The following is a 26,487-nucleotide window of genomic DNA, read 5'->3' on the forward strand; positions in this document are numbered from 1 at the left end:
GGCACTATTGACAGTATTCCCGGCGTCGGGTTAACGATCGCTCCCGCGCCGTAACGGTGAAGTAGCACCCTGCTACCGGCGTGTCACCCTTTGGTCACGATCGGCCCCCGGGTCGTGACCCTGCTGGTTGTGGGTTCTTATCGTGCTGCAACGGTGTGTCGGTTCGGGGCGCGTTTGGCACATCACGGTTATGGGTGTGGAGTTCGGTTCACAGGTCCGCTCCAACCCAGTGCTAGGAGGGCACGTGTCGATGAGGAGATCAAAAGCTGTCTCGGCGCTCGCGCTGCTGACCAGCTCCGCGCTCTTGCTGAGCGCGTGCAGCGGCGGTGGCACGACGAACGAGGGCGGTGGCGGTCAGCAGAACGCCGACCCCGGCAGCATCGGGGGTCAGGACGAGCTGCTGAAGCGTCCGAAGGTGGACGACATCGGTGAGATCGCGGTCGCGGTCGAAGAGGGCTTCCACAACTACAACAACAACATCGGCGCGACGAACAACTTCTCCAGCACCATCGCGCTGTTCAACGTGCAGCCCTCGCCGTACATCCCCGACCTGGTCGACGGCAAGGTCGTCATCAAGGTCGACGGCGACCTGATGGAGTCGATCAAGGTCACCTCGACCGACCCGCAGACGATCGAGTGGAAGGTCAACAAGGCCGCCGTCTGGTCCGACGGCCAGCCGATCGACTGCGACGACTTCTACCTGAAGTGGCTGGCGGCCACGAGCAAGGCCACCCTGCCCGGCGGCAGCGGCGAGGCGAACCTGTTCGACACCACGCCCACCGGCTACCAGGACATCGAGAAGCTGGAGTGCTCGGACGAGGACAAGACGGTCACCACGACGTTCTTCAAGGACAAGCCGTACGCGGACTACCGCTCGCTGTTCTCGCAGATCGGCAGTGACAGCCTGCTCCCGGCGCACGTCCTGGAGAGCAAGACCGGCATCGCCGACATCACCAAGGTCCTGCCCTCGCAGAACGACGACACGGTCCGCAAGGCCGCCGAGTTCTACACCAAGGGCTGGCTGGGCTGGAACGCCGAGACCGGCCTGTCCGGCGGTCCGTACGTGATCGAGTCCACCGACCTCAAGGACCAGACCGTCCTGGTGCGCAACCCGAAGTGGTGGGGCAACCCGCCCGCCGCCTCGAAGGTCATCATCAAGACCAACACCGACGCCCAGTCGGCGGCCCAGCAGCTGCAGAACAAGGAAGTCGTCGCGATCGCGCCGCAGGCCGACCCCGCGGTGGCGCAGCAGCTGCGCGCGGACAGCTCGTTCTTCGTCTACGCCGCCGGTGGCCAGACCTACGAGCACGTCGACTTCAACATGGCCCGCCCCCTGTTCGCCCAGAACAAGGAGCTGCGCCTGGCGATCGCGCAGTGCTTCGACCGCACCGACGTGGTCGAGAAGCTGATCAACGACGTCGACCCGAACGCCAAGCCGCTGGGCAACTTCATGTTCATGCCCAACGAGGTCGGCTACGAGGACCACTACGGCGACGTCGGCAACGGTGACGTGGCCGCGGCGCAGAAGACCCTCGAGGACGCGGGCTGGACCAAGGGCGGCGACGGCATCTTCACCAAGGGTGAGTTCCGCGCGTCGTTCAAGCTCAGCCACAAGACCGTCCAGCGCCGCGCCGACACCGTCCGCATCCTGCAGGACAAGTGCGGCCAGGCGGGCATCGAGATCATCGGCGACCAGTCGGCGGACTTCAACGACAAGCGCCTCCCGGCCAGCGAGTTCGACGCGGCCCTGTTCGCGTGGGTCGGCCAGCCGGTCAAGGCGGGCTCGTACGGCAACTACGCCCAGAAGAACAAGGGCGGCACGGCCAACTACAACAACTACGACTCCGCCGCGGTGACGGAGGAGTGGCTGGCCGCGAACCGCGAGCTGGACTACCAGAAGCGCATCCAGATGCTCAACGACATCGACAAGAAGATGCGCGACGACCTGCACAGCATCCCGCTGTTCCAGCTGACCGACTTCGCCGCCTCGGACGCCAACATCGGTCCGATCGGCTACATCGGCGTCGGCGGCGGCATCATGTGGAACCTCTACGCCTGGCAGAAGAAGTAAGCAGGTAGAGAGCGGTCGGCGCACCACTTCGGGGCCCGCCACGAACGACTCATCCGGCCGGGGGGCCGGTGCCACGAGCACCGGCCCCCCGTACGGCGTCCGCGTCCGGTAGGGTGCCGCGCCCGGAGCGCGGGGCCCTAGGGAGACTAGAGACCTCGTCATGTTCCGTTACATAATCCGGCGGTTGTTGATCTCGATTCCGCTGTTGATCGTCGCCTCGTTCCTGTGCTTCGGCCTCACCACGGCCATGGGCGACCCCTTGGCCGAGTGGAAGCTGCAGAAGCCCCGGTCCGAGGCAGAGATCGCACTCGCCTACGAGCGGACGGGCTACAACCAGCCGTTCCTCGACCGCTACGTCGACTGGGCGGGCGACTTCGTCACCGGCGACTGGGGCGAGACCGTCGTCCCCGGCAACGCGGGCAAGCCGGTCAAGGAAGAACTGCTCAAGGCGTTCGGCGTCACGCTGCGGCTGATCGTGGCCGCCGAGCTGATCGCGCTGCTGCTCGGCATGGCGGTCGGCGTCATCGGCGCGGTCAGGCAGTACTCGCTGTTCGACTACACGGCCACCGGCATAGCGTTCGTCATGTTCTCCATGCCGCTGTTCTGCGTCGCCCTGATCATCAAGGCGGGCGGCATCGAGTTCAACAACTGGCTGGAGTCCATCGGCGCGGGCCGCTGGCTGACCATGGCGGGTCCGCCCGGCGAGGGTTTCAGCGGCTCCCTGGGCCAGCAGATCTACCAGTACACCGGCGCGTACATCCTGCCGACGATCTGCCTGGTGATGATCCAGTTCGCGCTCTACAGCCGGTTCCAGCGCGCCTCCATGCTGGAGACGCTCAACGCCGACTACGTGCGCACCGCGCAGGCCAAGGGCGTCTCGCAGGGCCGCGCCATCTTCAAGCACGCCTTCCGCAACGCGCTGATCCCGATCATCACGGTCTCCTCGCTGAACTTCGGCGCCGCCTTCGGTGGCGCGGTCATCACCGAGACGGTGTTCGGCTGGTCGGGCATGGGCAAGTTCCTGGTCGACGCGGTCACCAAGCTGGAGCCCTACCAGGTGCTGGGCTTCATGATGCTGACCGCGGTGTTCATCATCGTGTTCAACCTGATCGCGGACGTGCTGTACGCGTTCCTGGACCCGAGGATCCGCCTTGACTGAGATGACGTCCCCCGTGGCGCAGGCCCCGGCGCCCACCTCGGGCGAGGCGAGCCAGTTCGACTCCTCGAACACCCGCAAGCAGTGGCAGGTCATCGCCCGCCGCTTCTTCCGGCACAAGGCCGCCGTGTTCGGGCTGGTGCTGTTCGTGCTGCTGGTGCTGTTCGCCTTCCTGGGCGGCGCGCTGTGGAAGTACTCCTACACCGACCTGGGCTTCCGCCGGTACCTGCCGCCCAGCGCCGACCACCCGTTCGGCACCGACCGGCTCGGCGGCGACATGGTCGCCCAGCTGATCCGCGGCACCCAGTTCTCGCTGCAGATCGCGATGGTGGTGGCGCTGCTGTCCACCGTGGTCGGCGTGGTGCTCGGCTCGCTGGCGGGCTACCTCGGCGGCTGGGTCGACACGCTGATCAGCCGGTTCATCGACCTGCTGCTGGTCATCCCCGGCCTGGTCATCGCCGCGGTGCTGGTGCGCAACAGCTTCGTGGTGTCCGTGGCGGGCGGCAGCGGCGGCAGCAACTGGGTCATCGTGGCCCTGTACCTGGGCCTGATCGGCTGGCTGTCCATCGCGCGGGTGATCCGGGGCATGGTCCTCTCGCTGCGCGAGAAGGAGTTCATCGAGGCCGCCCGCGCGCTGGGCGCCTCGACGTGGCGGATCGTGTTCCGGCACATCCTGCCCAACACCGTCGACGTGATCGTCGTCAACGCCACCCTGGCCATCGCGCAGGCGGTGCTGCTGGAGGCGGCGCTGTCGTTCCTCGGCCTCGGCGTGCAGTCGCCCGACACCTCGCTGGGGCTGATGATCAGCCTCAACAAGAACGAGCTCACGCTGCACCCGTGGCTGTTCTTCACCACGTTCACCTTCATCGTGCTGATCTCGCTGTCGGTGAACTTCATCGGCGATGGCCTCCGGGACGCCTTCGACCCGCGCCAGAGGAGGGTCAAGGCATGAGCGAGTTGGACGTGATGGGCGCACCAGGAACGGCGGCGGACGGCCTCGCGGGCGAGAAGCTGCTGCGCGTGGAGAACCTCTCCGTGGACTTCCCCACCGACGACGGGACCGTGCACGCCGTGCGCGACGTGTCGTTCACGCTGGGGCGCGGCGAGGTGCTCGGGATCGTGGGCGAGTCCGGCTCCGGCAAGTCGGTCTCGTCGATGGCGGTGATGGGCCTGCTGCCCAAGACCGCGAAGATCAGCGGGTCGATCAGGTTCAAGGACAAGGAACTGGTCGGCCTGAGCTACAAGCAGATGCAGCCGGTCCGCGGCAACGGCATCTCGATGATCTTCCAGGACCCGATGACCTCGCTGAACCCGGTCTACACGGTGGGCTGGCAGCTGGCCGAGGCGCACCGGGCGCACCACGACGTGTCCAAGAAGGCCGCCATGGCCAAGGCCGTCGAGGCGCTGGAGCTGGTGGGCATCCCGCAGCCGGACCGGCGCGCGGAGCAGTACCCGCACGAGTTCTCCGGCGGCATGCGGCAGCGCGTGATGATCGCCATGGCGATCATCAACGACCCGGACGTGATCATCGCCGACGAGCCGACCACCGCGCTGGACGTGACCGTGCAGGCGCAGATCCTGGACACGCTGCTGCGCATCCGGGACGAGACGAGCGCGGGCATCATGATCATCACGCACGACCTGGGCGTGGTGGCGGGCATGGTGGACCGCGTGCAGGTCATGTACGGCGGCACGGTCGTCGAGCAGGGCGGCGTGGACGAGGTCTTCGAGGCCCAGCGGATGCCCTACACGGTCGGCCTGCTCGGGTCCATCCCGAACCCGAACCTGCTGGGCAAGCGGCTCACCCCGATCAAGGGCGCGCCGCCCTCGCTGATGAACCTGCCCCAGGGCTGCCCGTTCTCCCCCCGGTGCCCGCTGGCCATCGACATCTGCCGGGAGACCGAGCCGCAGCTGCTGGAGACCGACCGGGCGGGCCACTACGCCCGCTGCCACCGGTCCGACCACCTGGCCACCATCGAGCAGCCGCAGCGGCTGTTCGCGCACGACGAGATCGGCACCGTGGAGAACCCCGCGTCGCTCACGGCGGCCGATCCCGACGTCCCCGTCGCCGAGGACCTGGCCGACGTGGAGGCGCGGTTGCACGAAGAGGAGAAGCCCACCTCATGACCACCTCGACCGATGTGAACCCCCAGGCCGGGGGCGCCGCCTCCGGTGGCGGCGACGGCAAGGCGCCGCTGCTGGAGGTCAAGGACCTGGTCAAGTCCTTCCCGGTGCGCGGCGGCGGCATCATCCCGCGCACGGTCGGGCAGGTGCAGGCGGTCTCCGGGGTGACCTTCGACCTCTACCCCGGCGAGACGCTGGGCCTGGTCGGCGAGTCCGGCTGCGGCAAGTCCACCACCGGGCGGGCCATCCTCCAGCTGCACAAGCCGACCTCCGGGTCGGTGAAGTTCGAGGGCCGCGAGCTGACCACGCTCAAGGGCAAGCAGCTGCGCGGCATCCGCCGGGACATGCAGATCGTGTTCCAGGACCCGTACGCGTCGCTGAACCCGCGCTGGCAGATCAACGAGCTCATCTCCGAGCCGTTCAAGATCCACGGCGTTGGCGGCGGCGAGGGCCGCACGGTCCAGCAGCGGGTCAACGAGCTGATGGAGCTGGTGGGCCTCAACCCGGAGCACCGCAACCGGTACGCGCACGAGTTCTCCGGCGGCCAGCGCCAGCGCATCGGCATCGCCCGCGCGCTGGCGCTGAACCCGAAGCTGATCGTGCTCGACGAGCCGGTGTCCGCGCTGGACGTGTCGGTGCAGGCGGGCGTGGTGAACCTGCTGGAGGAGCTGCAGGAGCGCCTCGGCCTGGCCTACCTGTTCGTGGCGCACGACCTGTCGGTGGTGCGGCACATCTCCGACCGGGTCGCGGTGATGTACCTCGGCAAGATCATCGAGATCGGCGAGCGCGAGGACATCTACAACCGGCCCACCCACCCGTACACGCAGGCCCTGCTGTCCGCGGTGCCGGTGCCGGACCCGAAGCTGGAGCGGCAGCGCCAGCGCATCGTGCTCACCGGTGACGTGCCCTCCCCGGTGAACCCGCCCTCGGGCTGCCGGTTCCGCACCCGCTGCTGGAAGGCGCAGGACATCTGCGCGGTCGAGGAGCCGAAGCTGGAGCGCCGGGTGGCCGAGTCCGGCACCCTCTCGGCGTGCCACTTCGCCGAGGTCCGGCCCACGACCGTCGGCTGAGCGCCGCCAGGGTCGGGGCCGCCCACCACGGCGGCCCCGACCGGCCTCTACGCTGATCCGGTGACGCTGACTGCCCCGCCCCGGTTGCTGCTGGTACACGCACACCCCGATGACGAGAGCCTGTGGACGGGCGGCACCATCGCCCGCTACGCGGCCTCCGGCGCGCACGTCACCGTGGTCACCTGCACCCTCGGCGAGGAGGGCGAGATCATCCCGCCCGCGCTGCGCCAGCTCGCCGCCGACGCGGCCGACCAGCTCGGCGGCTACCGGGTGGCCGAACTGCGCGCCGCCTGCACCGCCCTGGGCGTGACCGACCACCGGTTCCTGGGCGGCATGGGCCGCTGGCGCGACTCCGGCATGGCGGGCGTCGCGGCCAACGAGCACCCCCGCGCGTTCGTCCAGGGCTCCTTCGACGAGCAGGTCGAGGAGCTGTCCGGCATCATCGCGTCGGTGAAGCCGCAGGTGGTGGTGACCTACGACGCCTTCGGCGGCTACGGCCACCCCGACCACATCCGCGCCCACCAGATCACCACGGCCGCCTGCGCGGCCACCTCGGAGGTCGACCGCGTGTTCCACGCCGTGACCTCCCGCGCGGCCACCGAGGCGGGCGCGGCGGCGCTGGCGGAGCTGCCCGACCTGCCGTTCCGGCTGCCCGAGCCGGGCGAGCTGCCGGTGACCGACGACGCCGAGATCACCACCACCGTCGACGTCTCCGAGCACCTGGTGGCCAAGCTGCGCGCCCTGCGGGCGCACTCCACCCAGGTCAGCGTGTGGCAGGACGGCGCGGGCTCGGCCAGCTACGCGCTGTCCAACGGCATCGCCCAGCCGGTCGTGCCCACCGAGCACTACGTGCTGGCCAAGGGCTCCGCGGAGGGCGCGGAGACCGATCTGTTCGGGGGGTTGGATGACCGCTGAGCGCAGGCTCGCCCTGGTGGCGGTGCTGGTCCAGGCGTTCGTGCTGGCGGTGCTGGAGGTGTTCTTCCTGCCGCTGCGGCTGGACGGCACCCTGCTGCCCGACGTGCGCGACTGGCCGTTCCCGATCAGCGTGGTGGTGGCGATCGTGACCACCCCGATGCTGGTGCTGGCCGCGTCCCGGCACGCGCGCGGCCTGCTCGTGGCGTCCTCGCCGCTGCTGGTGTGGCTGGGGACGCTGCTGGTGCTGGCCACCTTCGGGCCCGGCGGCGACGTGGTGCTGGTCAACGACTGGCGCACGCTGCTGCTGTTCGCGGGCGGCGCTTTGCCCAGCGCGATTGCCGTGGGTGCCTTGATGGGTAAACCGCATTGAATTGACCCGGCTCCGCCGGGTCGGCTCGGCCGCCTGGAAGTCGGCCAGTCGAGCCGCGTTTCGGGAGGATCGAAAAGCGTGATCCTCCCGAAAGGCGACTCGACAGACCGACGCGGCCTCGCGCGGTGGTCGGGGGTGGTGGCTGGGGAGGCGTGATGGGTGAGGCGATCAGCGATCGGGACGTGGTCCGGGCGCTGCGGCCGTTCGTGCGGGCCACCGGGCCGGTGCTGGACGCGCTGCGCGAGGTGAACCTGCTCGGCCTGCGCGACCGGTCCCTGGAGGCGAGCGCCGACCGCAAGGTGGTCGACAAGCTGTGGGACCAGCTGGCCAGGGTCAAGGTCCCCGGCACCGCGGGCTGGGCCGCGATGGACCTGGACCAGCGCGACGAGTGGTGGCTCAACCGGGTCGGCCGGGTGGTGTCGCTGCTGGCGGCGATCCCCGGCGTCGGCGGCGCGCTGGCCGACCGGCTGCCCATCCAGTCCTCGCTGGGCGCGGCGGGCCAGGGGCTGCTGCTGTCCGCGCTGGCGGGCGAGCGCGGCATCACCGCCACCGAGGACCGCGTCCGGCTGATCGCCCACGTGCTGTTCCAGCGCGAGGTGGACGGCCGCGCGGTGGACCCGGACGAGGACCGCCGCACCGCCGAGCTCACCGAAGAGCTGGACCGCTCCACGTTCAAGGCCATCGGCCGCACCATCTGGAAGCTCGCCCGCGTGCTGTGGTCGCTGGAGGACGAGCTGGACAAGCGCCCCCACGGCCGCTTCTACCACCAGGCGCTGGGCGCGCTGCCCGTCGTCGGCGTGGTCGGCGACTACCTCGGCGAGCGGTCCGGCCTGCGCCGCGTCCGCAAGGCCGCCTACGAGTGGTTCGGGGCCCAGTAGCGGTACCGGTGGTGCTCCACGCACCCCAGCGACCGGTACAGCTCCAGCGCGGGCGTGTTGTGCTCGGCCACCTGGAGCGCGCACGTGGTGGCGCCGCGCCCCAGCGCCCACGACGCCAGCCCGCCCAGCAGCGCCCGCGCCAGCCCGCGCCGACGCGCCTCCGGCCGCACCGCCAGCCGGGCGACGTGCAGCAGGTCGCCGACCACCGCGCCGCGCACCGCCGCGAGCACGACCCCGTCGCGCGCCACCTGGCCGAAGCCCACCACACCGCCGGAGCCCAGCACGTGCCGCTGCGCGGGCGTCGGCTCGGCCTGCGCGGCCAGCTCCCACCAGCCCTCCGACGGCGAGGTCGGCACCGAGACTCCTTCCGCGACCCCTTCCGTGACCCCTTCCGCGACCCCTTCGGGCTTCGGCGTCGCGAAGGCGGCCAGCGGGCCGGTGAGCACCAGCGACTCCGCGCCGCCGGGGTGGTCCAGGTCGACCCGCCACCCGGTCCGCGCCACGGCGTCCTCGTGCGGGGAGCCCACGACCACGTGCGCCAGCGGCCTGATCTCGTGCCGCCGGGCGAAACCGGACACCGCGGCCAGCGCGTCGGCCACCGGCACACCGGGATCACCCGTGGTCAGCGCGCTGTTGGCGCGGCCGGTGAAGCCGCCTGCGGCGCGCAGCCGCCAGCCGCCCAGCCGCTCGTCCACCAGCGCGGGCCACGCGTCGGCGCAGCGCTCCTCCAGCTCCAGCACGGTCGTCACCCGCCCATGATCCTCCAGTTCCCCGAAGTCCGTTCTGTGAGCTGGGACAACCGGCTGCTAAGGCGAGCCTCACCGGAGGACAATGGCACTCGCCGCGTACTCTCCGGCTTGCGCGGTGTGGACCAGGACAGAGCAGGAGAGCGCAGTGACCTATGTGATCGCCCAGCCGTGCGTGGACGTGCTCGACAAGGCGTGCATCGAAGAGTGCCCCGTCGACTGCATCTACGAAGGCGACCGGATGCTCTACATCCACCCTGACGAGTGCGTGGACTGCGGGGCGTGCGAGCCGGTGTGCCCGGTGGAGGCCATCTACTACGAGGACGACGTCCCGGACGAGTGGAAGGAGTACACCAAGGCGAACGTGGACTTCTTCGACGAGCTGGGCTCGCCCGGCGGCGCCTCCAAGGTCGGCAAGGTCTCGGCCGACCCGGCCTTCATCAAGGCGCTGCCCGCCCAGGCGTCCCACGAGTGACCTCGTCCCGGACGCTCCCGGACTTCCCCTGGGACACGTTGGCCGACCACGCCGCCAAGGCGCGCACGCACCCCGGTGGCGTGGTCGACCTGTCCGTCGGCACCCCGGTGGACCCGGTGCCCAGGGTGATCCGGGAGGCGCTGGCCTCGGTCGCCGACCAGCCCGGCTACCCGACCACCCACGGCACGCCCGAGCTGCGCGCGGCCGCCGTCGGCGCGCTGCGCCGCAGGCACGGCCTGCCGGAGCTGGACCCGGACGCGGTGCTGCCCACGATCGGCTCCAAGGAGCTGGTCGCGTGGCTGCCCGCGCTGCTGGGGCTGGGCCCCGGTGACGTGGTGGCCATCCCGGAGCTGGCCTACCCGACCTACGAGGTGGGCGCCCGCCTGGCGGGCGCCACGCCGGTCCGGCTGGCCGACGGCGAGGCCCCGCCCGAGGGCACCCGGCTGGTGTGGCTGAACTCCCCGTCCAACCCGACCGGGCGCGTGCTGTCCGCCGAGCGGATGGCCGAGGCGGTCGCGGCGGCCCGCGCGGTCGGGGCGGTGGTGGCCTCGGACGAGTGCTACCTGGCCCTGCCGTGGTCGGCGGACCCGGTCTCGGTGCTGGACCCGGCGGTGCGCGGCGGCGGCCTGGACGGCGTGCTGGCGGTGCACTCGCTGTCGAAGACCTCCAGCCTGGCCGGCTACCGGGCGGGTTTCGTCACCGGCGACCCGGTGCTGGTGAAGAACCTGCTGGAGGTGCGCAAGCACGCGGGCATGATCGTGCCGCGACCGGTGCAGGCGGCGATGACCGCGGCGCTGGAGGACGACGAGCACGTGACCGCCCAGCGCGACCGGTACCGGGCGCGGCGCGAGGCGCTGCTGCCCGCGCTGCGGGCGGCGGGCTTCGCGGTGGACCACTCCGAGGCGGGCCTGTACCTGTGGTCCACGCGCGGCGAGGACGCCTGGGAGACCGTCGGTTGGCTGGCCGAGCGCGGCATCCTGGCCGCGCCGGGCACGTTCTACGGCCCGGCGGGCGGCAGGCACGTGCGCGTGGCGCTGACCGCGACCGACGAGCGGATCGCCGCCGCGGTGGAGCGCCTGACCGCCTGAGCGGTCCGCGGGTGGGGTGTGGTGGACCACGCCCCCACCCGCGAGGTGGCTCAGTTCTTGTGCAGCGCCTCGTTGAGCTCGACGCCGTTGCCCTTGCGGGGCAGCACCTTCACGGCGCCGGTGGTGGAGTCGCGGAGGAACAGCAGGCCGGGGACGCCGGAGAGCTGACCGGCCTTGACCACCTGGCCGTCGGCCGTGGTCACCTTGGTGCCCGCCGTCACGTACAGCCCGGCCTCCACCACGCAGTCGTCGCCCAGCGAGATGCCCACCCCGCCGTTGGCGCCGATCAGGCAGCGCTCGCCGATGGAGATGACCTGCTTGCCGCCGCCGGACAGGGTGCCCATGATCGACGCGCCGCCGCCCACGTCGGAGCCGTCGCCGACGACGACGCCCGCGGAGATGCGGCCCTCCACCATGGACGAGCCCAGCGTGCCCGCGTTGAAGTTGACGAAGCCCTCGTGCATCACGGTGGTGCCGCTGGCCAGGTGGGCGCCCAGCCGCACGCGGTCCGCGTCGGCGATCCGCACGCCGGTGGGCACGACGTAGTCGACCATGCGCGGGAACTTGTCGATGCCGTACACGGTGACCGGCCCGCGCCCCCGCAGCCGCAGCCGCGTCTGCTCGAAGCCCTCCACCGCGCACGGCCCGAAGTTGGTCCACACCACGTTGGACAGCAGGCCGAAGATGCCGTCCAGGTTCGCCCCGTGCGGCTGGACCAGCCGCGCGGACAGCAGGTGCAGCCGCAGGTAGACGTCATAGGTGTCGGCGGGGGCGGTGGCCAGCGACTCGACGCCGACCCGCACGCCGACCACCTCGACGTCGCGGTCCTCGTCGTAGCCGAGCTGCTTGGCCGCGGCCTCGCCCAGCTCCGCGGCGACCTCGGCCGAGGACAGCCGCGTGGTGCCCGCCTCGGCGGCCCCGAGCCGGGGCGCCGGGAACCAGGTGTCCAGCACAGACCCGTCGGGGGTGACAGTGGCGAGTCCGACGCCGTACGCGCCGGTGTGGTTTGCGGTGCTCACGGCTGTCAACGGTAACGTGCGGGCCGTGCCCGAGACCCTGGACCTCACCGCCGATCCCGTCGACCTGACCGCCGCGCTGGTGGACGTGCCCAGCGTCTCCGGTGACGAGCAGCGCATCGCCGACCTGGTCGAACGGTCCCTGCGCGAGCAGACCTCCCTGGAAGTCGTCCGATCCGGCAACACCGTGCTGGCCCGCACCGACCTGGGCCGCGAGCGGCGGGTCGTGCTGGCGGGCCACCTGGACACCGTGCCGATCAACGACAACCACCCGTCGCGCCGCGAGGGGGAGGTCCTGCACGGCTGCGGCACCGTCGACATGAAGGGCGGCGACGCGGTGATGCTCGCCCTCGCGGGCACCGTCGACCAGCCCCGCCACGACCTGACCTTCGTGTTCTACGACTGCGAGGAGGTCGAGGCGGTCCGCAACGGCCTGGGGCGGATCGAGCGGGAGCTGCCGGAGTGGCTGCGCGGCGACCTGGCCATCGTGTGCGAGCCGTCCAACGCGGTGATCGAGGCCGGTTGCCAGGGCACCATCCGGGTCGAGGTGCGCACCAAGGGCGTGCGGGCGCACACCGCGCGCGGGTGGATGGGCGTCAACGCCATCCACGCGATGGGGGAGGCGCTGCGCAGGCTGGAGGAGTACCGGCCGCGCACGGTCGACATCGACGGCTGCGCCTACCGGGAGGGGCTCCAGGCGGTCGGGATCACCGGCGGGGTGGCGGGCAACGTGGTGCCCGACGAGTGCGTGCTCACCGTCAACCACCGCTTCGCGCCCGACCGGACCCCGGCCGACGCCGAGGCCCACCTGCGCGAGCTGTTCGACGGCTACGAGGTCACCGTCACCGACTCCTCGCCGGGCGCGCTGCCCGGCCTGTCCGCCCCGGCCGCGCGGGAGCTGGTCGAGGCGGCGGGCGGGCAGCCGGTGGCCAAGCTGGGCTGGACCGACGTGGCCCGGTTCGCCGCGCTGGGGATGCCCGCGGTCAACTTCGGCCCCGGCGACCCGACCCTGGCCCACACCCGGCAGGAGAACGTCCAGGTGAACGAGATCCGGCGGTGCCTGGAAGTGTTGCGGCGCTTCGTGGCCTGACCGGCCGCCGCGTCTACACTCGGCCGGGTGGACGAGCACAACGGCGTGGACGAGCACCCCAGGGAGAAGCAGCGCGGACCGGTCGTGCTGCGCCGCGAGCGCCGGGACGAGCTGACCACCACCGACCAGCGCCTGCTGGACTCGCGCGGCCCCAGCGACTGGGTGCACACCGACCCGTGGCGGGTGCTGCGCATCCAGGCCGAGTTCGTGGAGGGCTTCGGCGCGCTGGCCGAGGTGCCCAGCGCGGTGACCGTGTTCGGCTCCGCCCGCACCGGCCGCGACCACCCCGAGTACGAGGTCGGGCGCAAGCTGGGCGGCGCGCTGGCCGAGGCCGGGTTCGCGGTGATCACCGGCGGCGGCCCCGGCGCGATGGAGGCGGTCAACCGGGGCTGCTCGGAGGCGGGCGGGTTCTCCATCGGCCTCGGCATCGAGCTGCCGTTCGAGCAGGGCCTGAACCCCTGGGTCGACCTGGGCGTGAACTTCCGCTACTTCTTCGTCCGCAAGACCATGTTCATCAAGTACTCCCAGGCGTTCATCTGCCTGCCCGGCGGCTTCGGCACGCTGGACGAGCTGTTCGAGGCGCTGACCCTGGTGCAGACCAAGAAGGTCACCAAGTTCCCGGTGGTGCTGTTCGGCCGCTCCTACTGGCAGGGCCTGTACGACTGGGTCAAGGACTCGGTGCTGGCCAGCGGCAAGGTCGGGGAGAAGGACCTGGCGCTGCTGCACCTGACCGACGACATCGACGACGCGGTGCGGGTGGTCAACGAGGCGCACAAGGCGTGGGCGGACGCGCACTGATGTCGCTGACCGTCACGGTGTACTGCGGATCGCTCAGGACGGTGCCGCGCAGCTACCTGGAGCTGGCCTCCCGCGTCGGCGCGGCCATCGCCGAGCGGGGCTGGTCGCTGGCGTGGGGCGGCGGGCGCACGTCGATGATGGGCGAGGTGGCGCGGGCCGCCCGCGAGGGCGGGGCGCGCACCACGGGCGTGATCCCGCGCGGGCTGGTCGACCGCGAGCTGGCCGACGGCCAGGCCGACGACCTGCTGGTGGTCGAGACCATGCGCGAGCGCAAGGCGCTGATGGAGGCGCACGGCGACGCGTTCCTGGCGCTGCCCGGCGGCATCGGCACCTGCGAGGAGCTGTTCGAGGTGTGGACCTCGCGGGTGCTGGGGATGCACGCCAAGCCCGTGGTGGTGCTCGACGTGGACGGCCACTACCGGGGCCTGCTGGCGTGGCTGGACGAGCTGCGCGAGCGCGGGTTCGTGTCGCGGTTCGCGCTGGACTCGCTGGTGGTGACCGGCGACGTGACCGAGGCCCTGGACGCCTGCGCCGGTTGACGCGGGCAGGCGAGGCGGCCCGCCCGCCCGTCGCCGCCCCAGCCGGTCCCGTCCCGGCGGGTGGTGGTGAGCGGCGCCTTGAGCTCCCTGACCGGGCGATACCCGTCAGGTGCTGTCAGGGTCGCGGGACCTCCAGCCACGAGTCCGCGCCGAAGCCGACCGTGCCGCCCCACCGGCTGACCCCGCCGTAGCGGGCGTCGACGGTGTCCACGGCGAGCACGAGCCGGTTGCCCGCCGCGACCTCCCAGACCACCGGTTCCAGGTCCAGGTCGAGCGCGTGGGTGCCCGCGCCGACGGTGACCGGCTTGTGGGTCACCAGCGCGCCCAGGCCCAGCGCGTTCACCTCGTACAGGTAGGCGTGGAGCGTGGCGGGGACCGAGGTGGTCACCGCGAGGTGCGCCCGAGGGGTGCCGCTGACGGTGGTGGCGGTGCTGTGCGCGGGCCCGTGCCACACGGCCGCCGCGGTGCGGTCGATCAACGGCGTCGCCACGCCGGTCGGGATCTGGAGGAAGCCCTGCAACGCGCCGCTGACCAGCACCGCGCCGCTGTCCGCGAGGGTGGGCCTGCCCGTGCCGATCCGGGCGGCGGTCAGCGGCACGGTGTCGCGCCGCGTGGTCACCGCGCCCCACGACGGGAACGACCGCCAGCCGCCGCCGTTGTTCGGCTTGAGCTGCACCGGCGCTTCCCGGTCGACGCCGTTGTCCAGGCCGCGCAGGTGGTGGTCGAACCAGCGGCCGACCGAAGCCCAGATCTCGTTGGGCAGCCCGGCCGCGCCGAACAGCTCGGCGGTGGCGTGGTCGCCGGGGGAGAGCATGAGCCGCTTGGGCGCGTCCAGCGCGGTGAAGAAGTCGGTGATCTGGCTGGGCGGGAACAGGCCGTCGTTCCAGGCGTTGCCGATCAGCACCGCGGCGTCGATGTCGGCGACCCTGGTCGCGGGCGAGCGCGGCGGCGAGATGGGCAGCACGTCGGCGAACCGGCCCGCGCGGTAGGCGGCCTCGGCCTCGCGCAGCTCGGGGCCGGGGCGCCCGGTGAGCTTGCCCGCGGCGAGCAGCAGCTCGACGGCCTGCGCGCTGACCGTCTCGTTCGGGTAGAGCGAGCGGGCCAGGTCGGTCCACGTGCTCAGCGCCGCGACGGCCTTGACGCGCGGGTCGGCCGCGGCGGCCAGCAGGGACTGGCCCGCGCCGTAGGAGATGCCGCCGACGCCGACCCTGGTGGCGTCGCCGCGCGCGTGCGCGACGGCCCAGTCGATCACCCGGCTGACGTCGGCGACGGTGTCGGGACCTGCCACGTCGATCTCGCCGCCCGCGTCGTGGAAGCCCCGGCTGGTGTAGCTGACCACGACGTAGCCGGACTCGTAGGCCAGCTTGGCCGCCGCGCCGACGTACTCGACGGCGTTCATGCTCCAGCTGGACGGGAGCACCAGCAGCGGGAACGGGCCGCCGCCTCGGCCGGTGGGCTCGACGACGAACGCGGGCAGCGGGGTGCCGCCCTGACCGGGGATGGTGTGGTGGCTGACCTGGAACCCCGGCGCGGCGTGCGCGGGTGGGGCGAGCAGGAGCAGGCAGAGCAGCGCGAGCAGCGGGGATCGGCGCACGTGGTCCTCCTCGACCGTGACCGGGATCACGGTGATCGAACCAGTACCTACTGGCGAGTAGCAACGGCCTGTGGCGCAGCTCACGCCGGCCGCGTCCGTGGCACGATGAGGACCATGCGGTTCGGCGAGCGCGAGGTGCCCCAAGATCGCGCCCTGGTCATGGCGATCGTCAACCGGACCAGGGACTCCTTCTACGACCGGGGGGCCACCTTCGACGACGACGCCGCGCTGGCCGCGGTCGACCGGGCGGTCGCCGAGGGCGCGGACATCGTCGACATCGGCGGGGTCAAGGCGGGCGCCAAGGGCGAGGTGGTCGACGCCGCCGAGGAGGCCCGCCGGGTGGTGCCGTTCGTGGCCGCCGTGCGGGAGCGCCACCCCGGCCTGGTGATCAGCGTCGACACCTGGCGGCACGAGGTGGGCCGCGCGGTGTGCCGGGCGGGCGCGGACCTGATCAACGACACCTGGGCGGGCGCGGACCCGGAGCTGGCGGTGGTCGCCGCCGAGTTCGGGGTGGGCATCGTGTGCTCGCACACCGGCGGCCTGCCGCCGCGCACCGACCCGCACCGGGTCCGCTACACCGACGTGGTCGCCGAGGTCGTCGAGGAACTGGTGCGCCGCGCCGAGCACGTGGTCTCGCTGGGCGTGCCGCGCGAGGGCGTGCTGATCGACCCGACGCACGACTTCGGCAAGAACACCTGGCACGGGCTGGAGCTGCTGCGCAGGCTGGACGAGCTGGTGGCCACCGGCTGGCCGGTGCTGATGGCGCTGTCCAACAAGGACTTCGTCGGCGAGACGCTGGGGGTGGGGGTGGACGACCGGGTGGACGGCACCCTCGCGGCCACCGCCGTCGCGGCCTGGACCGGGGCCAAGGTCTTCCGCGCCCACCAGGTCCGGCGCACCCGCCACGTGCTCGACATGGTGGCGGGCATCGCGGGCACCCGACCCCCCGCCCGCGTCCTGCGCGCCATGGCCTGACCCCGCGCGAGAGCGCTCCCACCCGCGAGTCGAACGCTCAGGCACCGCGAGTCGAACGCTCGGGTACCGCGAGTCGAACGCTCGGCAGCGCCGGTCCACTGAGGACGCGCCGGTCGGACCTGGCCGTTGTCCGTAAAATCGGCGTACATGAAGTCCGACGCCCTGCGCGGCCACCTCGACGCGCTGCTGCTGGCCACGGTGGACGGCGGGCCGCTGCACGGGTACGCGATCATCGAGGCGTTGCAGCTGCGCAGCGGCGGCGTGCTCGACCTGCCCACCGGCACGGTGTACCCGGCGCTGCGCAGGCTGGAGACGGCCGGGCTGGTCACCAGCGAGTGGAGCACCGTGGGCGGACGGCGGCGCCGCACCTACCGGCTGACCAGGGCGGGCCAGCGCGCGCTGGCCGCCGAGCGGACCGCGTGGCGCGAGTTCACCACCGCGATCGAGGGCGTGCTGGGCGGCGGGCCGTGGCCCGCGTGATCGACGAGTACGTGACGTCGCTGCGCGAGCGGCTGCGCGGGCCCGAGCACGTCAAGGAGGACCTGCTCGCCGAGGCGCGGGACAGCCTGGACGACGCGGCGGCGGCCTACCGGTCCGGCGGGCTGGCCGAGGAGGCCGCGCAGCGGCGCGCGGTGGCCGACTTCGGCCCGGCGGCGGTGATCGCGCGGGAGTACCAGGGGCTGCTGGCGCTGGCGCACGGCGCGCGCACGCTGCGGACGCTGCTGCTGGTGCCGGTGGCGCACCTGGGGTGGGAGCTGAACCGGGGGTTCTGGGTCGGCGCGTGGCCGCGCTTCGACGTGCCGCCGCCGGACTGGTACCTCGCGGTGGCGCGGGCCAACGACTCGGCCGCGTGGGTGGTGGCCGCGGTGGCGGTGGCGTCGCTGCTGGCCGGTCGGTGGCTGGTCCGCCGGGGAGTGGCGGCGGGGACACTCGCGCGGCTGGCCGGGGCGGTGTCGGCGGTGTCGGTGGCCGCGGTGCTGTCGGGCAACCTGGCGATCATGACGGCCACCGCCCTGGTCGACGCCGCCCGGCTGGCGCTGCCGCCGCCGGTCGCCGCCGCGACCCTGGTGCCGATGGCCATCGCCCTGCGACTGGCCGTCCTCGCCCGCCGCTGCCTCCTGCTCACCCCCGCCTCCTGACACCCGCCCACCGGTCACGGGTTCCGGGTGGAGTGCGGTACGGCGGGAAGTGGGGTGTGCCACGATCGTCGTGTGACCACCGCGCTCATCTACCTCGTCGTCATGGTGCTCGTGGCGGCCGTGGTGTTCCTGTTGGCCTCGCTCGTCTTCGGCCGGGGGGAGGAGATGGCGCCGCTGCCGCCCGGCGCGTCGCCGACCCGGCTGCCCGCCGAGGGCGTGTCGCCCGAGGACGTGCGCGGGCTGAAGTTCCAGATCGTGCTGCGCGGCTACAAGATGTCCGAGGTCGACTGGGCGCTGGACCGGCTCGCCGACGAGGTCGGGCAGCTGCGGCAGCGGGTGGCCGAGCTGGAGGCCGCCGTGGAGCCGGAGCCCCAGCCGGAGCCCGAGTCCCAGCCGGAGCCGGAGCCGGAGTCCGCGCTGGAGGCGGGTCGTGACCGCGCTTGAGCTGCGCGTCCCGGTGGCCGCGCCCGCCGAGCGGACCTGGGCGGCGCTGACCGACTGGCCCCGCCAAGGCGAGTGGATGCTCGCCACCACCGTCCGGGTCACCAGCGGCGACGGCACCGGCACCGGCACCGGGCTGGCGGCGTTCACCGGCATCGGGCCCATCGGGTTCACCGACACCATGCGCGTCACCGCGTGGGAGCCGCCCACCCGTTGCGCGGTGCTGCACACCGGGCGGGTGGTGCGGGGCACCGGCGAGTTCCGCGTCGTCCCGCTGGGTGAGCGCTGCGAACTGGTCTGGTCCGAGGACATCGCGCTGCCCGCCCTCGCCCGGCCCGCCTTCCTGCTCGGCGTGCGGTGGTCGCTGCGCAAGTTCGCCGCTTTTGCGAAGGAGTACCGCCGGTGAACCGGTGCCCGTGGGGCGACACCACGCCCCTGTACCGCGAGTACCACGACACGGAGTGGGGCGTCGAGCTGCACGGCGAGACGGCCCTGTTCGAGCGGATGTGCCTGGAGTCGTTCCAGTCCGGCCTGTCGTGGCTGACCATCCTGCGCAAGCGGGAGAACTTCCGGGCCGCCTTCGCCGGGTTCGTCCCCGAGGTGGTGGCGGAGTTCGACGACGACGACTTCGCCCGGCTCATGGCCGACGCGGGCATCGTGCGCAACCGCGCCAAGATCACCGCCACCATCGCCAACGCCCGCGCGGTCGGCGAGCTGGACCGGCCGCTGGACGAGCTGCTCTGGTCGTTCGCGCCGACCGGTCCGCGCCCGCGCCCCGCCACCCTGGCCGACGTGCCCGCGACCACCCCGGAGTCCAAGGCCATGGCCAAGGAGCTCAAGCGCCGCGGGTTCGTCTTCCTGGGCCCCACCACCTGCTACGCGCTGATGCAGGCCACCGGCATGGTGGACGACCACATCGCCACCTGCTTCCGCGCCGGGTAGTGGTCACCGGCCCCGCGCGGCGGGTCGGGTAGTACTTGCCGGGCGCGGTCAGCGGCCGGTGAAGCGGGGCGGGCGCTTGGCCACGAAAGCCTCGACCGCCTCGCGGTGGTCCGCCGTCGCGCCTGCCTCGGCCTGCGTGCGGGCCTCGACCTCCAGCGACTGCTCCAAGGAGCCCCAGGCGGCCCCCAGCGCCTCCTTGATCTTGGCGTAGGCGGTGGTCGGGCCGGACGCCAGCTTGCGGGCCAGCGCCTGCGCGGTGCTCACCACCTCGCCGTCGGGCACCACCTGGCTGACCAGGCCGATGCGCAGCGCCTCCGCCGCGTCCACCGGCTGGGCCAGCATCATCATCTCCATCGCCCGGCCGTGGCCGACCAGCCGGGGCAGCGTCCACGACGCGCCCGAGTCCGCGCTCAGCCCCACGTTGGCGAACGCCATCAGGAACTTCGCCGACTCCCCGACCACGCGCAGGTCGCTGGCGTAGGCCAGGGAGGCGCCCGCGCCCGCCGCGGTGCCGTTGACCGCCGCGATCACCGGCTTGGGCATCCCGGTGATCGCCCTGATCAGCGGGTTGTAGTGCTGCTCGACGGTGCGCAGCGGCGCGGGGTCGCCCGCCTGCAGCAGGCTCACGTGCTCCTTGAGGTCCTGCCCCGCGCAGAACGCCCGCCCCGCCCCGGTCAGCACCACGGCGCGCACCGACTCGTCCCCGGCCGCCTCCTCGACCGCCGCCAGCAGCCGCTCCTTGAGGGAGGTGGTGAAGGAGTTGAACGACTCCGGTCGGTTCAGCGTGAAGGTGCGGACGCCGTCGGCGTCCTCGGTCAGGAGTTCGGACACGAAAGGCCCTCCGGTTCTCAGTGGGTGCCCAGGCAGTCGTCGACGAACTTGCGCGCGGCGGGCGCGAGGCGGGCGGTGTGCCGGTCGAAGAACTCCGCGGCCGCCGCGCCCGGCCAGTCCTCGGGCAGCAGCTCGCGGGGCAGGCCGGGATCGCGGAACAGGAACTTGCGCCAGGCGTGCAGGAACCGCTGGGACGTGGCGAACGCCTCCGCGGCCGACGAACCGTCCACTGCGGACACCGCCGGTTCCCACTCGGCCACGAAGCGCGCGTAGTCGCGGCCCAGCTCGGCCAGGTCCCACGCCCGCGCGGCCAGTTCGGCCGGGTCGCCCTCGTGCTCGCCGTGGAACGTGCTGGCCGTCACGCCCTCGGCGGCCAGCACGTCGGCCAGCTCCGGGGACGGTCGGGGAGCGATCCACGTCACCGGTCCGAGCGCTCCGTAACCGAGCAGTTGCAGAGAGGAGGACAACCGCTCGCGCGCCTCGCGGGCGGGCAGCTCCTGCGGCACCACCACGTGCCAGCGACCGTCCCAGGTGGACGGGCGGGTGCGGTAGATGCGGGCGGCGGCCTCGTCCAGCCGCCTTTCCGCGCGGGGTGTCATGGCGTAGCCGGGGCCGTCGGGCAGCCGCACGGGCGTCAGCCAGCCCTGCCGGACCGTGCGCGACACCGCCGTGCGCACCGCGGGCGCGGCGAAGTCCAACGGCTCCAGCAGCCGGACCAGGGCGGCGATTGTCGCGGCGCCGCCCCGCTCGCGCAGGTGGCCGCCGTAGACGTCGAAGAGCGCGGAACGGGCTCGCACGAGGACCGAGTCTGTCAGGGCGACCCCGCGACACGCCACAGCGCCGAGGCGTGTCGAGAACGCGCGCCGGTCGGCGCGGTCGGGGAAAATCGTTGCGGCTGGGCGGTCCTGGACCCGGCAGGCGCGCCCGTCAAGATCATCGGCACCCCTTCCGGCGTGCCGAAAGATCGGTTCGGTTTCGCTGTCGAGTCCGCATAGGGGAGAATGGCCCTCGTGTCCGGCCCTGGTCGGAGCGGGGAAGATGTTGACGGAGGGAGCACGCTATGGCGGCCATGAAGCCCCGGACCGGCGACGGTCCCCTTGAGGTGACCAAAGAGGGGCGGGGCATCGTGATGCGCGTTCCGCTGGAGGGCGGTGGGCGACTCGTGGTCGAGATGTCGGCGGACGAGGCCAACGCGCTCGGCGACGCACTCAAGGCGGCCGCGGGCTGACCAGCCGGAACCCAGGAGTCCAGACGCCCCGGTTCCACAGTGGAGCCGGGGCATCGCTACGTGCGGCCATCACCGTGACCGCCGCCGTGACCGAGTGAACACCAGCCAGACCCTGGAGGACGCTGCCGTGCGCCTGCCGCTGCCCACCCCGCTGGCCGCCGTCGAGGTGGCCGATTCCGCCCGACGGGGCGTGCCGCGGGTCGTGCTCGTCGCGGCGGGTGAACCGCCGGTGCTCGGACCGGGCGGCGAGGGACTTCCGGAGGACGTCAGCGCCCAGGCGGGGGTGACCCGCCGGGTGGACGACCGGTGGGTGCTCGGCGTCGGCGACGGCACGGCCGCGCAGTGGCGGCGGGCGGGCGCGGCGCTGGCCAGGGCGCTGGGCGAGGACGGCACGACGCCCTCCTGCGACGTGCTGCTGCCCGAGGACGCCGACGCCGAGGCGGTGCGCGGGTTCGTGCTCGGCGCGGTGCTGGGCGACTACCGGTTCAAGGTGACCGAGCAGCCCACCCCCGAACGGGTGCGCTCCTATCGGCTGGTCGTGTCCGATCCCGGTTACACCGAGGTGCTGGCCGAGGAGGCCCGCCGGGCCCACGTGCTGGCTTCGGCCACCGCGCTCAACCGCGACCTGGCCAACGCGCCGTCCAACGTCAAGGACCCGGCCTGGCTGGCGTCCACGGCGGCCAAGCTGGCCCGCGCGGTGCCCGGCCTGGACGCCGTGGTCCGGGACGAGAAGTGGCTGGCCGCGCGCGGCTTCGGCGGGGTGCTGGCGGTGGGCGGCGGGTCCGCCCGGCCGCCCCGGCTGCTGGAGCTGTCCTGGCGCGGCGGCGACGGGCCGCACCTGGTGCTGGTCGGCAAGGGCATCACCTTCGACACCGGCGGCATCTCGATCAAACCCGCCGACGGGATGCACCTGATGCGCACCGACATGTCCGGCGGCGCGGCGGTGATCGCCGCGCTGATCGCGGTGGCCCGGCGCGGCCTGCCGCTGCGGGTGACCGGCCTGGTGCCGTGCGCGGAGAACCACGTGTCCGGCTCGGCCTACCGGCCCGGCGACGTGGTGCGCCACTTCGGCGGCACGACCAGCGAGATCGGCAACACCGACGCCGAGGGCAGGCTGGTGCTGGCCGACGCGATGGCCTACGCGGTGCGCGAGCTGGCGCCCGACCTGATGGTGGACGTGGCCACGCTGACCGGCGCGATGAAGGTCAGCCTCGGGCTGCGCACCGGCGGGTTCTTCACCGGCTCCGACGAGCTGGCCCGGCGGGTGGTCGAGGCGGGGCAGCGGGTCGGCGAGGCGTGGTGGCGGATGCCGCTGCTGGAGGAGCACGTGGACGACGTGCGCGGCGAGCTGGCCGACCTCAAGCAGGCCCCCGGCGGGCCGGGCGCGATCACCGCGGCGCTGTTCCTGCGCGAGTTCACCGGCGGGCTGCCGTGGGCGCACCTGGACATCGCGGGCCCGGCCAGGGCGGAGAAGCCCTACGACGAGGTGGCCCCCGGCGCGACCGGCTTCGCCGCCCGCACCCTCGTCGAACTCGCCGAGACCTACACCCGCTGACCCCCGCGCCCGCAAGTACCACCCGACGCCCCCGCGCGGGCCGCTGACCACCACCCGTGCGGGGGCTCAGCTGCCCAGCGCGTGGTCGCGGAAGGCGCGCACGGCGGGCGGCAGCGGCTGGTCGGCCTGCCACACCAGGCCGATCTGCCTGCGCGCGGGCGGCGTGAGCGGCACCTCCACCAGCCCCGTCGGGTGCTCGGCGGGTGGCAGCAGCGCCACGCCCAGCCCGGCCGCGACCAGCCCGCGCACGGTCTCGGTCTCCTGGCCCTCGAACGCCAGCCTCGGCGTGAACCCGGCCGCCCGGCACAGGTCGTCGGTGATCTGCCGCAGCCCGTAGCCGTGCTCCAGGCCGACGAACTCCTCCTCGGCCAGCTCGGCCACCCGCACGCCCGCGCGCCGGGCCAGCCGGTGATCGGCGGGCACCACCAGCAGCACCTCCTGCGACCACAGCACGGCCGAGGCGAACTCCGGGTCCTCCGGCGGCGGGGCCACCAGCGCCAGGTCGACCACGCCCGCCGCCAGGTGGTCCAGCACGGCCTGTCGCGAGTCCTGGACCAGCCGGAACCGCACGTGCGGGTGCCGCTCGCGGAACCCGCGCACCAGTTCGGGCACCAGCGACCGGCCCAGCAGGTGCAGGAACCCCAGCGCCACCTGCCCGCGTTCCGGGTCGACCTCCTCGGCCGCGGCCCGCCAGCCCGCCTCCAGCACCGCCGCGGCCCGGTCCGCCGCCTCCGCGAGCAGCCGCCCGGCCCTGGTCAGCCGCACCCGGCGGCCGTCCCGCCGCACCACCGGAGCGCCCAGCCGCGCGCCCACGGCGGCCAGCCAGCGGCTGACCGTGGGCTGCGGCACGCCCGCCGCCTCGGCCGCGCGCGTCACGTGCTCGTCGGCGGCCAAGGCGCGCAGCACGGCCAACTTCGGTGCCAACTCATCCATCACAGCATCAATTGTGCGCCACTGGCGCATTGGACGTATTGGTTAGCGTCGGTATGTGCCCACTCGGTTGACCACGTCCATCGCCGCGACCGGTTTCGCGACGTTCGCCCTGCTGTACGCGCCGCAACCGGTGCTGCCGCAACTGGCCGCCGAGTACGACCTCAGCCCCGGCTCGGCGTCGCTCGCGGTGAGCGCGGCCACCGGCGCGCTGGCGGTGGTGGTCGTGCCGGTGGCGAGCCTGTCCGGGCGGATCGGCAGGCGGCGGGTGATCGTGTGGTCGGTGCTGGCCGCCGCCGTGCTCGGGCTGCTGCTGCCGCTCGCGCCCAGCTACCCGCTGTTCCTCGCGCTGCGCGTGCTGCAGGGCGTGGCCACGGCTGGGGTGCCCGCGGTGGCGATGGCGTTCCTGGCCGAGCAGGTCGGCGCGCTGGGCGTCGGCGCGGCCATCGGCGCGCTGGTGGCGGGCAACAGCGCGGGCGGCATGGTCGGCAGGCTGGTGGCGGGCGTCGGCGCGGACTGGCTGGACTGGCGCGGCGCGCTGGCCCTGGTGGGCGCGTTCGGCCTGGTGTGCGCGGTGCTCGCGGCGCTGTTCCTGCCCGCCGGGCGGCGGCGGGCGCAGACGCCCCGCCCCGGCTTGCGGGCGGCGCTGGGCGACCGGGTGCTGTGGTGCCAGTACGCGATCGCCGCGCTGGCCGTGGCCGCGTTCGTCTCGCTGTTCAACGTGGTGTCGTTCCGGCTGGCGGGCCCACCGCTGGAGCTGCCCGCCCGGTTCGCCGCGCTGGTGTTCCTGGCCTACGCGGCGGGCGGGGTGTGCTCGGCGGTGGCCGGGCGGCTGGCCGACCGGCTGGGCCGGGGACCGGTGGTGCTGGCCTCGCTGGGCGTGGCGGTGCTGGGCGCGCTGGCCACGCTGCCGGACGCGCTGGCGGCGGTGTGCGCCGGGCTGGCCCTGTTCACCGGTGGGTTCTTCGCCGCGCACGCGGTGGCCGGCGGCTGGGTGGGCGCGCGGGCCCCCGCGCACGCCAGGGGCCAGGCGTCGGGCGTGTACCTGTTCGCGTTCTACGTGGGCAGCAGCGCGGGCGGCACGGCGGGCAGCGCCGCGTACGGCGCGTGGGGCTGGCCGGGTCTGGTCGCGGTGGTCACCGGGTGGCTGGCGCTCGCGGGGGCGGCGGCGGTGCTCGCTCAGAAGTCCAGCGGCACGGCGACGGGCGAGCCCTCGCCGGCGACCGGCACGGTGCCCAGCTGCGGCAGCGCGACCGTGGCCCCGGTGACGCCGACGGTCACCGAGCGCGTGTCCGCCGGTACCTCCACCACCACGGCCACCGGGAAGGTGTCGCCGTCGTAGCGGGCCCCGACCAGCGGCGCGCGCTGGCCGTCCGGCAGCGTCACGGCGACCAGGTCCTGGGTGATCGCCGCGCCCGCCACCCGAGGCAGGTCCCGGCCCTCCAACCGCAGCTCCAGCAGCGCCCGGTCCGGCTGCGAGGCGGTGACCAGCTCGTACTGCGCGCCGTAGCTGACCGGCCGCTGCCTGCCCAGCCGGAGGCCGCTCACCCCGAGCGAGCCGGTCTTGTCGCCCACCCGCACCTGCTGCCGGGCGGTGGGCGGCCGCTCCGGGCTGTGAGCGCGGCGCAGCGCGGGCGGGATGTCGGTCAGCGCCTTGCCCGAGGGCACCTCGACCCGCTGCTCCAGCGATTTCGCGCCCACCGTGGCCAGCGACAGCGCCTCGGTGCCGCCGGACTCGGGCACGGTGTAGACCACCAGCACCGAGCCGGACGCGGGCAGCCGGTCACCGGGCAGCGGGTGGTGCCTGCCCGGCAGCTCCAGCGCCAGCTCGGGCCGCTGCGGCTGCCAGCCGTGCCACTGGGACTGGCCGAACGCCGGGTCGGTCTCGGTGTGCTTGTCCACCTCCAGCCGCAGCACCCGCAGTCGCACGCCGTGCTCGGCGGTCAGGTCGCCCTGCTCGGTGCGCCACGACTCCGGGCGGCCGTAGCCGGTCACCCGCACCTCCAGCTGGTCGTCCCTGATCCAGGCGTCCGGCACCGGGTCGAGCGGGCGGCCGTCGTCGGGCAGCACGGCCAGGAAGTCCGGCCCGGCCTGGCTGACGCCCTCCTTCGCCGGGTCGGCCTCCAGGCCGTCGGTGCGCACCAGCTTGCCCACCGGCGTGCTGCGGCTGCCCTGCTCGGGCACCTGCGCGGGCTCGACCACCAGCCGCACGCCCGCCTCGCTCCGCTCGACCTCCTTCATCGGCACCGGCACCCAGTCGCCCGCCGCGGCCGTGCCGGGCACCTGCACCGGCCCGCACCACAGCCGGGTGTCCACCTCGGACTCCGCGCCGGTGCGGGCGAACCAGCAGCTGGCGGTGCGGCCCGCGCGGGCGACGAGGCCGAAGTTGAGCGCGTAGCTCAGCTCCGACTCCGCCTGCGCCTGCAGCGCCTGGGCGTCGAGCACCGGCTGGCCCTTGATCGTCAGCTTGACCTGCTCAGCGCTCCTGGCGGGTGGCGTCGAGCAGCCCGCGACGG

General features: G+C 73.2%; 28 protein-coding genes. 22 read left to right on the forward strand and 6 right to left on the reverse strand.

The window, feature by feature from the left end; genetic code table 11:
• Positions 1 to 250 precede the first annotated feature (250 nt).
• The 8 genes from IEZ00_RS18115 to IEZ00_RS18150 all read left to right on the forward strand — a co-directional run bounded on the left by IEZ00_RS18115 (position 251) and on the right by IEZ00_RS18150 (position 8,584).
• On the forward strand, positions 251 to 2,071 hold the full coding sequence (locus tag IEZ00_RS18115) for an ABC transporter family substrate-binding protein (RefSeq protein WP_189224450.1): 1,821 nt from the start codon (positions 251 to 253) through the stop codon (positions 2,069 to 2,071).
• A 160-nt stretch (positions 2,072 to 2,231) separates the two neighbouring features.
• Entirely contained in the window at positions 2,232 to 3,230 is a 999-nt protein-coding gene (locus tag IEZ00_RS18120; RefSeq protein WP_189224451.1) for an ABC transporter permease, read from the forward strand.
• Position 3,231: 1 nt separating this feature from the next.
• Complete coding sequence (locus tag IEZ00_RS18125; RefSeq protein WP_189224594.1) at positions 3,232 to 4,179, forward strand: ABC transporter permease; 948 nt, start codon at positions 3,232 to 3,234, stop codon at positions 4,177 to 4,179.
• Complete coding sequence (locus tag IEZ00_RS18130) at positions 4,176 to 5,354, forward strand: ABC transporter ATP-binding protein (protein ID WP_189224452.1); 1,179 nt, start codon at positions 4,176 to 4,178, stop codon at positions 5,352 to 5,354. The genes IEZ00_RS18125 and IEZ00_RS18130 overlap by 4 nt, the downstream gene beginning before the upstream one ends.
• Positions 5,351 to 6,421: an ABC transporter ATP-binding protein gene (locus tag IEZ00_RS18135; protein ID WP_189224453.1), complete on the forward strand. Its 1,071-nt coding sequence runs from the start codon at positions 5,351 to 5,353 to the stop codon at positions 6,419 to 6,421. The genes IEZ00_RS18130 and IEZ00_RS18135 overlap by 4 nt, the downstream gene beginning before the upstream one ends.
• A 60-nt stretch (positions 6,422 to 6,481) precedes the next feature.
• Entirely contained in the window at positions 6,482 to 7,336 is an 855-nt protein-coding gene (mshB, locus tag IEZ00_RS18140; protein ID WP_189224454.1) for an N-acetyl-1-D-myo-inositol-2-amino-2-deoxy-alpha-D-glucopyranoside deacetylase, read from the forward strand.
• Complete coding sequence (locus IEZ00_RS18145; RefSeq protein ID WP_189224455.1) at positions 7,326 to 7,706, forward strand: hypothetical protein; 381 nt, start codon at positions 7,326 to 7,328, stop codon at positions 7,704 to 7,706. The genes mshB and IEZ00_RS18145 overlap by 11 nt, the downstream gene beginning before the upstream one ends.
• 155 nt (positions 7,707 to 7,861) lie before the next feature.
• Complete coding sequence (locus IEZ00_RS18150; protein ID WP_189224456.1) at positions 7,862 to 8,584, forward strand: hypothetical protein; 723 nt, start codon at positions 7,862 to 7,864, stop codon at positions 8,582 to 8,584.
• On the opposite strand, the gene IEZ00_RS18155 is transcribed toward IEZ00_RS18150, so the two are convergent.
• Complete coding sequence (locus tag IEZ00_RS18155) at positions 8,560 to 9,333, reverse strand: GNAT family N-acetyltransferase (protein ID WP_189224457.1); 774 nt, start codon at positions 9,331 to 9,333, stop codon at positions 8,560 to 8,562. The two genes, IEZ00_RS18150 and IEZ00_RS18155, sit on opposite strands and share 25 nt — an antisense overlap.
• 145 nt (positions 9,334 to 9,478) lie before the next feature.
• On the opposite strand from IEZ00_RS18155, the gene fdxA reads away from it, so the two are divergent.
• Complete coding sequence (gene fdxA / locus IEZ00_RS18160) at positions 9,479 to 9,805, forward strand: ferredoxin (protein WP_189224458.1); 327 nt, start codon at positions 9,479 to 9,481, stop codon at positions 9,803 to 9,805.
• Entirely contained in the window at positions 9,802 to 10,893 is a 1,092-nt protein-coding gene (dapC, locus tag IEZ00_RS18165; protein ID WP_189224459.1) for a succinyldiaminopimelate transaminase, read from the forward strand. Before fdxA ends, dapC begins: the two co-directional genes overlap by 4 nt.
• 50 nt (positions 10,894 to 10,943) lie before the next feature.
• Here dapC and dapD read toward each other — a convergent pair whose 3' ends face one another.
• Entirely contained in the window at positions 10,944 to 11,912 is a 969-nt protein-coding gene (dapD, locus tag IEZ00_RS18170; RefSeq protein WP_229795862.1) for a 2,3,4,5-tetrahydropyridine-2,6-dicarboxylate N-succinyltransferase, read from the reverse strand.
• 25 nt (positions 11,913 to 11,937) lie between these two features.
• Between dapD and dapE the strand changes: the two genes are divergently transcribed.
• From dapE to IEZ00_RS18185, 3 genes are read left to right on the forward strand one after another with little or no spacing between them, the layout of a single operon-like run.
• Positions 11,938 to 12,999 carry a succinyl-diaminopimelate desuccinylase gene (dapE, locus tag IEZ00_RS18175; protein ID WP_189224461.1) on the forward strand — a complete coding sequence of 354 codons (1,062 nt, stop codon included), beginning with the start codon at positions 11,938 to 11,940 and terminating at the stop codon, positions 12,997 to 12,999.
• Positions 13,000 to 13,026: 27 nt separating this feature from the next.
• Complete coding sequence (locus IEZ00_RS18180; RefSeq protein ID WP_189224462.1) at positions 13,027 to 13,797, forward strand: LOG family protein; 771 nt, start codon at positions 13,027 to 13,029, stop codon at positions 13,795 to 13,797.
• The gene (locus tag IEZ00_RS18185; protein WP_189224595.1) at positions 13,797 to 14,336 is read left to right on the forward strand and encodes an LOG family protein; all 540 of its coding nucleotides are present in this window, start codon (positions 13,797 to 13,799) and stop codon (positions 14,334 to 14,336) included. The genes IEZ00_RS18180 and IEZ00_RS18185 overlap by 1 nt, the downstream gene beginning before the upstream one ends.
• A gap of 115 nt (positions 14,337 to 14,451) precedes the next feature.
• Here IEZ00_RS18185 and IEZ00_RS18190 read toward each other — a convergent pair whose 3' ends face one another.
• The gene (locus tag IEZ00_RS18190) at positions 14,452 to 15,930 is read right to left on the reverse strand and encodes a CocE/NonD family hydrolase (protein WP_229795863.1); all 1,479 of its coding nucleotides are present in this window, start codon (positions 15,928 to 15,930) and stop codon (positions 14,452 to 14,454) included.
• 105 nt (positions 15,931 to 16,035) lie between these two features.
• Between IEZ00_RS18190 and folP the strand changes: the two genes are divergently transcribed.
• The 6 genes from folP (at position 16,036) to IEZ00_RS18220 (ending at position 19,427) form a co-directional block, all read left to right on the forward strand.
• Positions 16,036 to 16,905: a dihydropteroate synthase gene (gene folP / locus IEZ00_RS18195; protein ID WP_189224464.1), complete on the forward strand. Its 870-nt coding sequence runs from the start codon at positions 16,036 to 16,038 to the stop codon at positions 16,903 to 16,905.
• Positions 16,906 to 17,052: 147 nt separating this feature from the next.
• Complete coding sequence (locus tag IEZ00_RS18200) at positions 17,053 to 17,385, forward strand: PadR family transcriptional regulator (protein ID WP_189224465.1); 333 nt, start codon at positions 17,053 to 17,055, stop codon at positions 17,383 to 17,385.
• Complete coding sequence (locus IEZ00_RS18205; protein ID WP_189224466.1) at positions 17,373 to 18,044, forward strand: permease prefix domain 1-containing protein; 672 nt, start codon at positions 17,373 to 17,375, stop codon at positions 18,042 to 18,044. The genes IEZ00_RS18200 and IEZ00_RS18205 overlap by 13 nt, the downstream gene beginning before the upstream one ends.
• A gap of 72 nt (positions 18,045 to 18,116) precedes the next feature.
• A complete protein-coding gene (locus tag IEZ00_RS18210; RefSeq protein ID WP_189224467.1) occupies positions 18,117 to 18,488 on the forward strand; it encodes a DivIVA domain-containing protein in 372 nt (123 codons plus the stop codon).
• Positions 18,475 to 18,891 (forward strand): SRPBCC family protein, encoded by a 417-nt coding sequence (locus IEZ00_RS18215; protein ID WP_189224468.1) that lies wholly within the window; start codon positions 18,475 to 18,477, stop codon positions 18,889 to 18,891. Before IEZ00_RS18210 ends, IEZ00_RS18215 begins: the two co-directional genes overlap by 14 nt.
• A complete protein-coding gene (locus IEZ00_RS18220) occupies positions 18,888 to 19,427 on the forward strand; it encodes a DNA-3-methyladenine glycosylase I (protein ID WP_189224469.1) in 540 nt (179 codons plus the stop codon). Before IEZ00_RS18215 ends, IEZ00_RS18220 begins: the two co-directional genes overlap by 4 nt.
• A 48-nt stretch (positions 19,428 to 19,475) precedes the next feature.
• Here the strand turns inward: IEZ00_RS18220 and IEZ00_RS18225 are convergent, their stop codons facing one another.
• Positions 19,476 to 20,258: an enoyl-CoA hydratase-related protein gene (locus IEZ00_RS18225; RefSeq protein WP_189224470.1), complete on the reverse strand. Its 783-nt coding sequence runs from the start codon at positions 20,256 to 20,258 to the stop codon at positions 19,476 to 19,478.
• Between the two features lie 17 nt (positions 20,259 to 20,275).
• Positions 20,276 to 21,055 (reverse strand): PaaX family transcriptional regulator, encoded by a 780-nt coding sequence (locus tag IEZ00_RS18230; protein WP_189224471.1) that lies wholly within the window; start codon positions 21,053 to 21,055, stop codon positions 20,276 to 20,278.
• A gap of 263 nt (positions 21,056 to 21,318) precedes the next feature.
• On the opposite strand from IEZ00_RS18230, the gene IEZ00_RS18235 reads away from it, so the two are divergent.
• Positions 21,319 to 21,486: a DUF3117 domain-containing protein gene (locus tag IEZ00_RS18235; protein WP_012783412.1), complete on the forward strand. Its 168-nt coding sequence runs from the start codon at positions 21,319 to 21,321 to the stop codon at positions 21,484 to 21,486.
• Between the two features lie 94 nt (positions 21,487 to 21,580).
• A complete protein-coding gene (locus IEZ00_RS18240; protein WP_372448513.1) occupies positions 21,581 to 23,041 on the forward strand; it encodes a leucyl aminopeptidase family protein in 1,461 nt (486 codons plus the stop codon).
• A gap of 66 nt (positions 23,042 to 23,107) precedes the next feature.
• Here IEZ00_RS18240 and IEZ00_RS18245 read toward each other — a convergent pair whose 3' ends face one another.
• Positions 23,108 to 23,974, reverse strand: coding sequence for a LysR family transcriptional regulator (locus tag IEZ00_RS18245; RefSeq protein WP_229795864.1), 867 nt, complete (start codon positions 23,972 to 23,974; stop codon positions 23,108 to 23,110).
• Positions 23,975 to 24,029: 55 nt separating this feature from the next.
• Between IEZ00_RS18245 and IEZ00_RS18250 the strand changes: the two genes are divergently transcribed.
• Positions 24,030 to 25,313, forward strand: coding sequence for an MFS transporter (locus tag IEZ00_RS18250; protein ID WP_189224473.1), 1,284 nt, complete (start codon positions 24,030 to 24,032; stop codon positions 25,311 to 25,313).
• The last annotated feature ends 1,174 nt before the right edge of the window (positions 25,314 to 26,487 follow it).

Source organism: Saccharothrix coeruleofusca, assembly GCF_014648515.1.
GTDB classification, from domain to species: domain Bacteria; phylum Actinomycetota; class Actinomycetes; order Mycobacteriales; family Pseudonocardiaceae; genus Actinosynnema; species Actinosynnema coeruleofuscum.

Excerpts from the sequence above, each read along its gene's own strand:
- IEZ00_RS18115 (WP_189224450.1), top strand. The coding sequence starts at position 251 with ATGAGGAGATCAAAAGCTGTCTCGGCGCTCGCGCTGCTGACCAGCTCC.
- IEZ00_RS18120 (WP_189224451.1), top strand. The coding sequence starts at position 2,232 with ATGTTCCGTTACATAATCCGGCGGTTGTTGATCTCGATTCCGCTGTTG.
- IEZ00_RS18125 (WP_189224594.1), top strand. The coding sequence starts at position 3,232 with ATGACGTCCCCCGTGGCGCAGGCCCCGGCGCCCACCTCGGGCGAGGCG.
- IEZ00_RS18130 (WP_189224452.1), top strand. The coding sequence starts at position 4,176 with ATGAGCGAGTTGGACGTGATGGGCGCACCAGGAACGGCGGCGGACGGC.
- IEZ00_RS18135 (WP_189224453.1), top strand. The coding sequence starts at position 5,351 with ATGACCACCTCGACCGATGTGAACCCCCAGGCCGGGGGCGCCGCCTCC.
- IEZ00_RS18145 (WP_189224455.1), top strand. The coding sequence starts at position 7,326 with ATGACCGCTGAGCGCAGGCTCGCCCTGGTGGCGGTGCTGGTCCAGGCG.
- IEZ00_RS18150 (WP_189224456.1), top strand. The coding sequence starts at position 7,862 with ATGGGTGAGGCGATCAGCGATCGGGACGTGGTCCGGGCGCTGCGGCCG.
- IEZ00_RS18185 (WP_189224595.1), top strand. The coding sequence starts at position 13,797 with ATGTCGCTGACCGTCACGGTGTACTGCGGATCGCTCAGGACGGTGCCG.
- folP (WP_189224464.1), top strand. The coding sequence starts at position 16,036 with ATGAGGACCATGCGGTTCGGCGAGCGCGAGGTGCCCCAAGATCGCGCC.
- IEZ00_RS18200 (WP_189224465.1), top strand. The coding sequence starts at position 17,053 with ATGAAGTCCGACGCCCTGCGCGGCCACCTCGACGCGCTGCTGCTGGCC.
- IEZ00_RS18235 (WP_012783412.1), top strand. The coding sequence starts at position 21,319 with ATGGCGGCCATGAAGCCCCGGACCGGCGACGGTCCCCTTGAGGTGACC.
- IEZ00_RS18245 (WP_229795864.1), bottom strand. The coding sequence starts at position 23,974 with ATGGATGAGTTGGCACCGAAGTTGGCCGTGCTGCGCGCCTTGGCCGCC.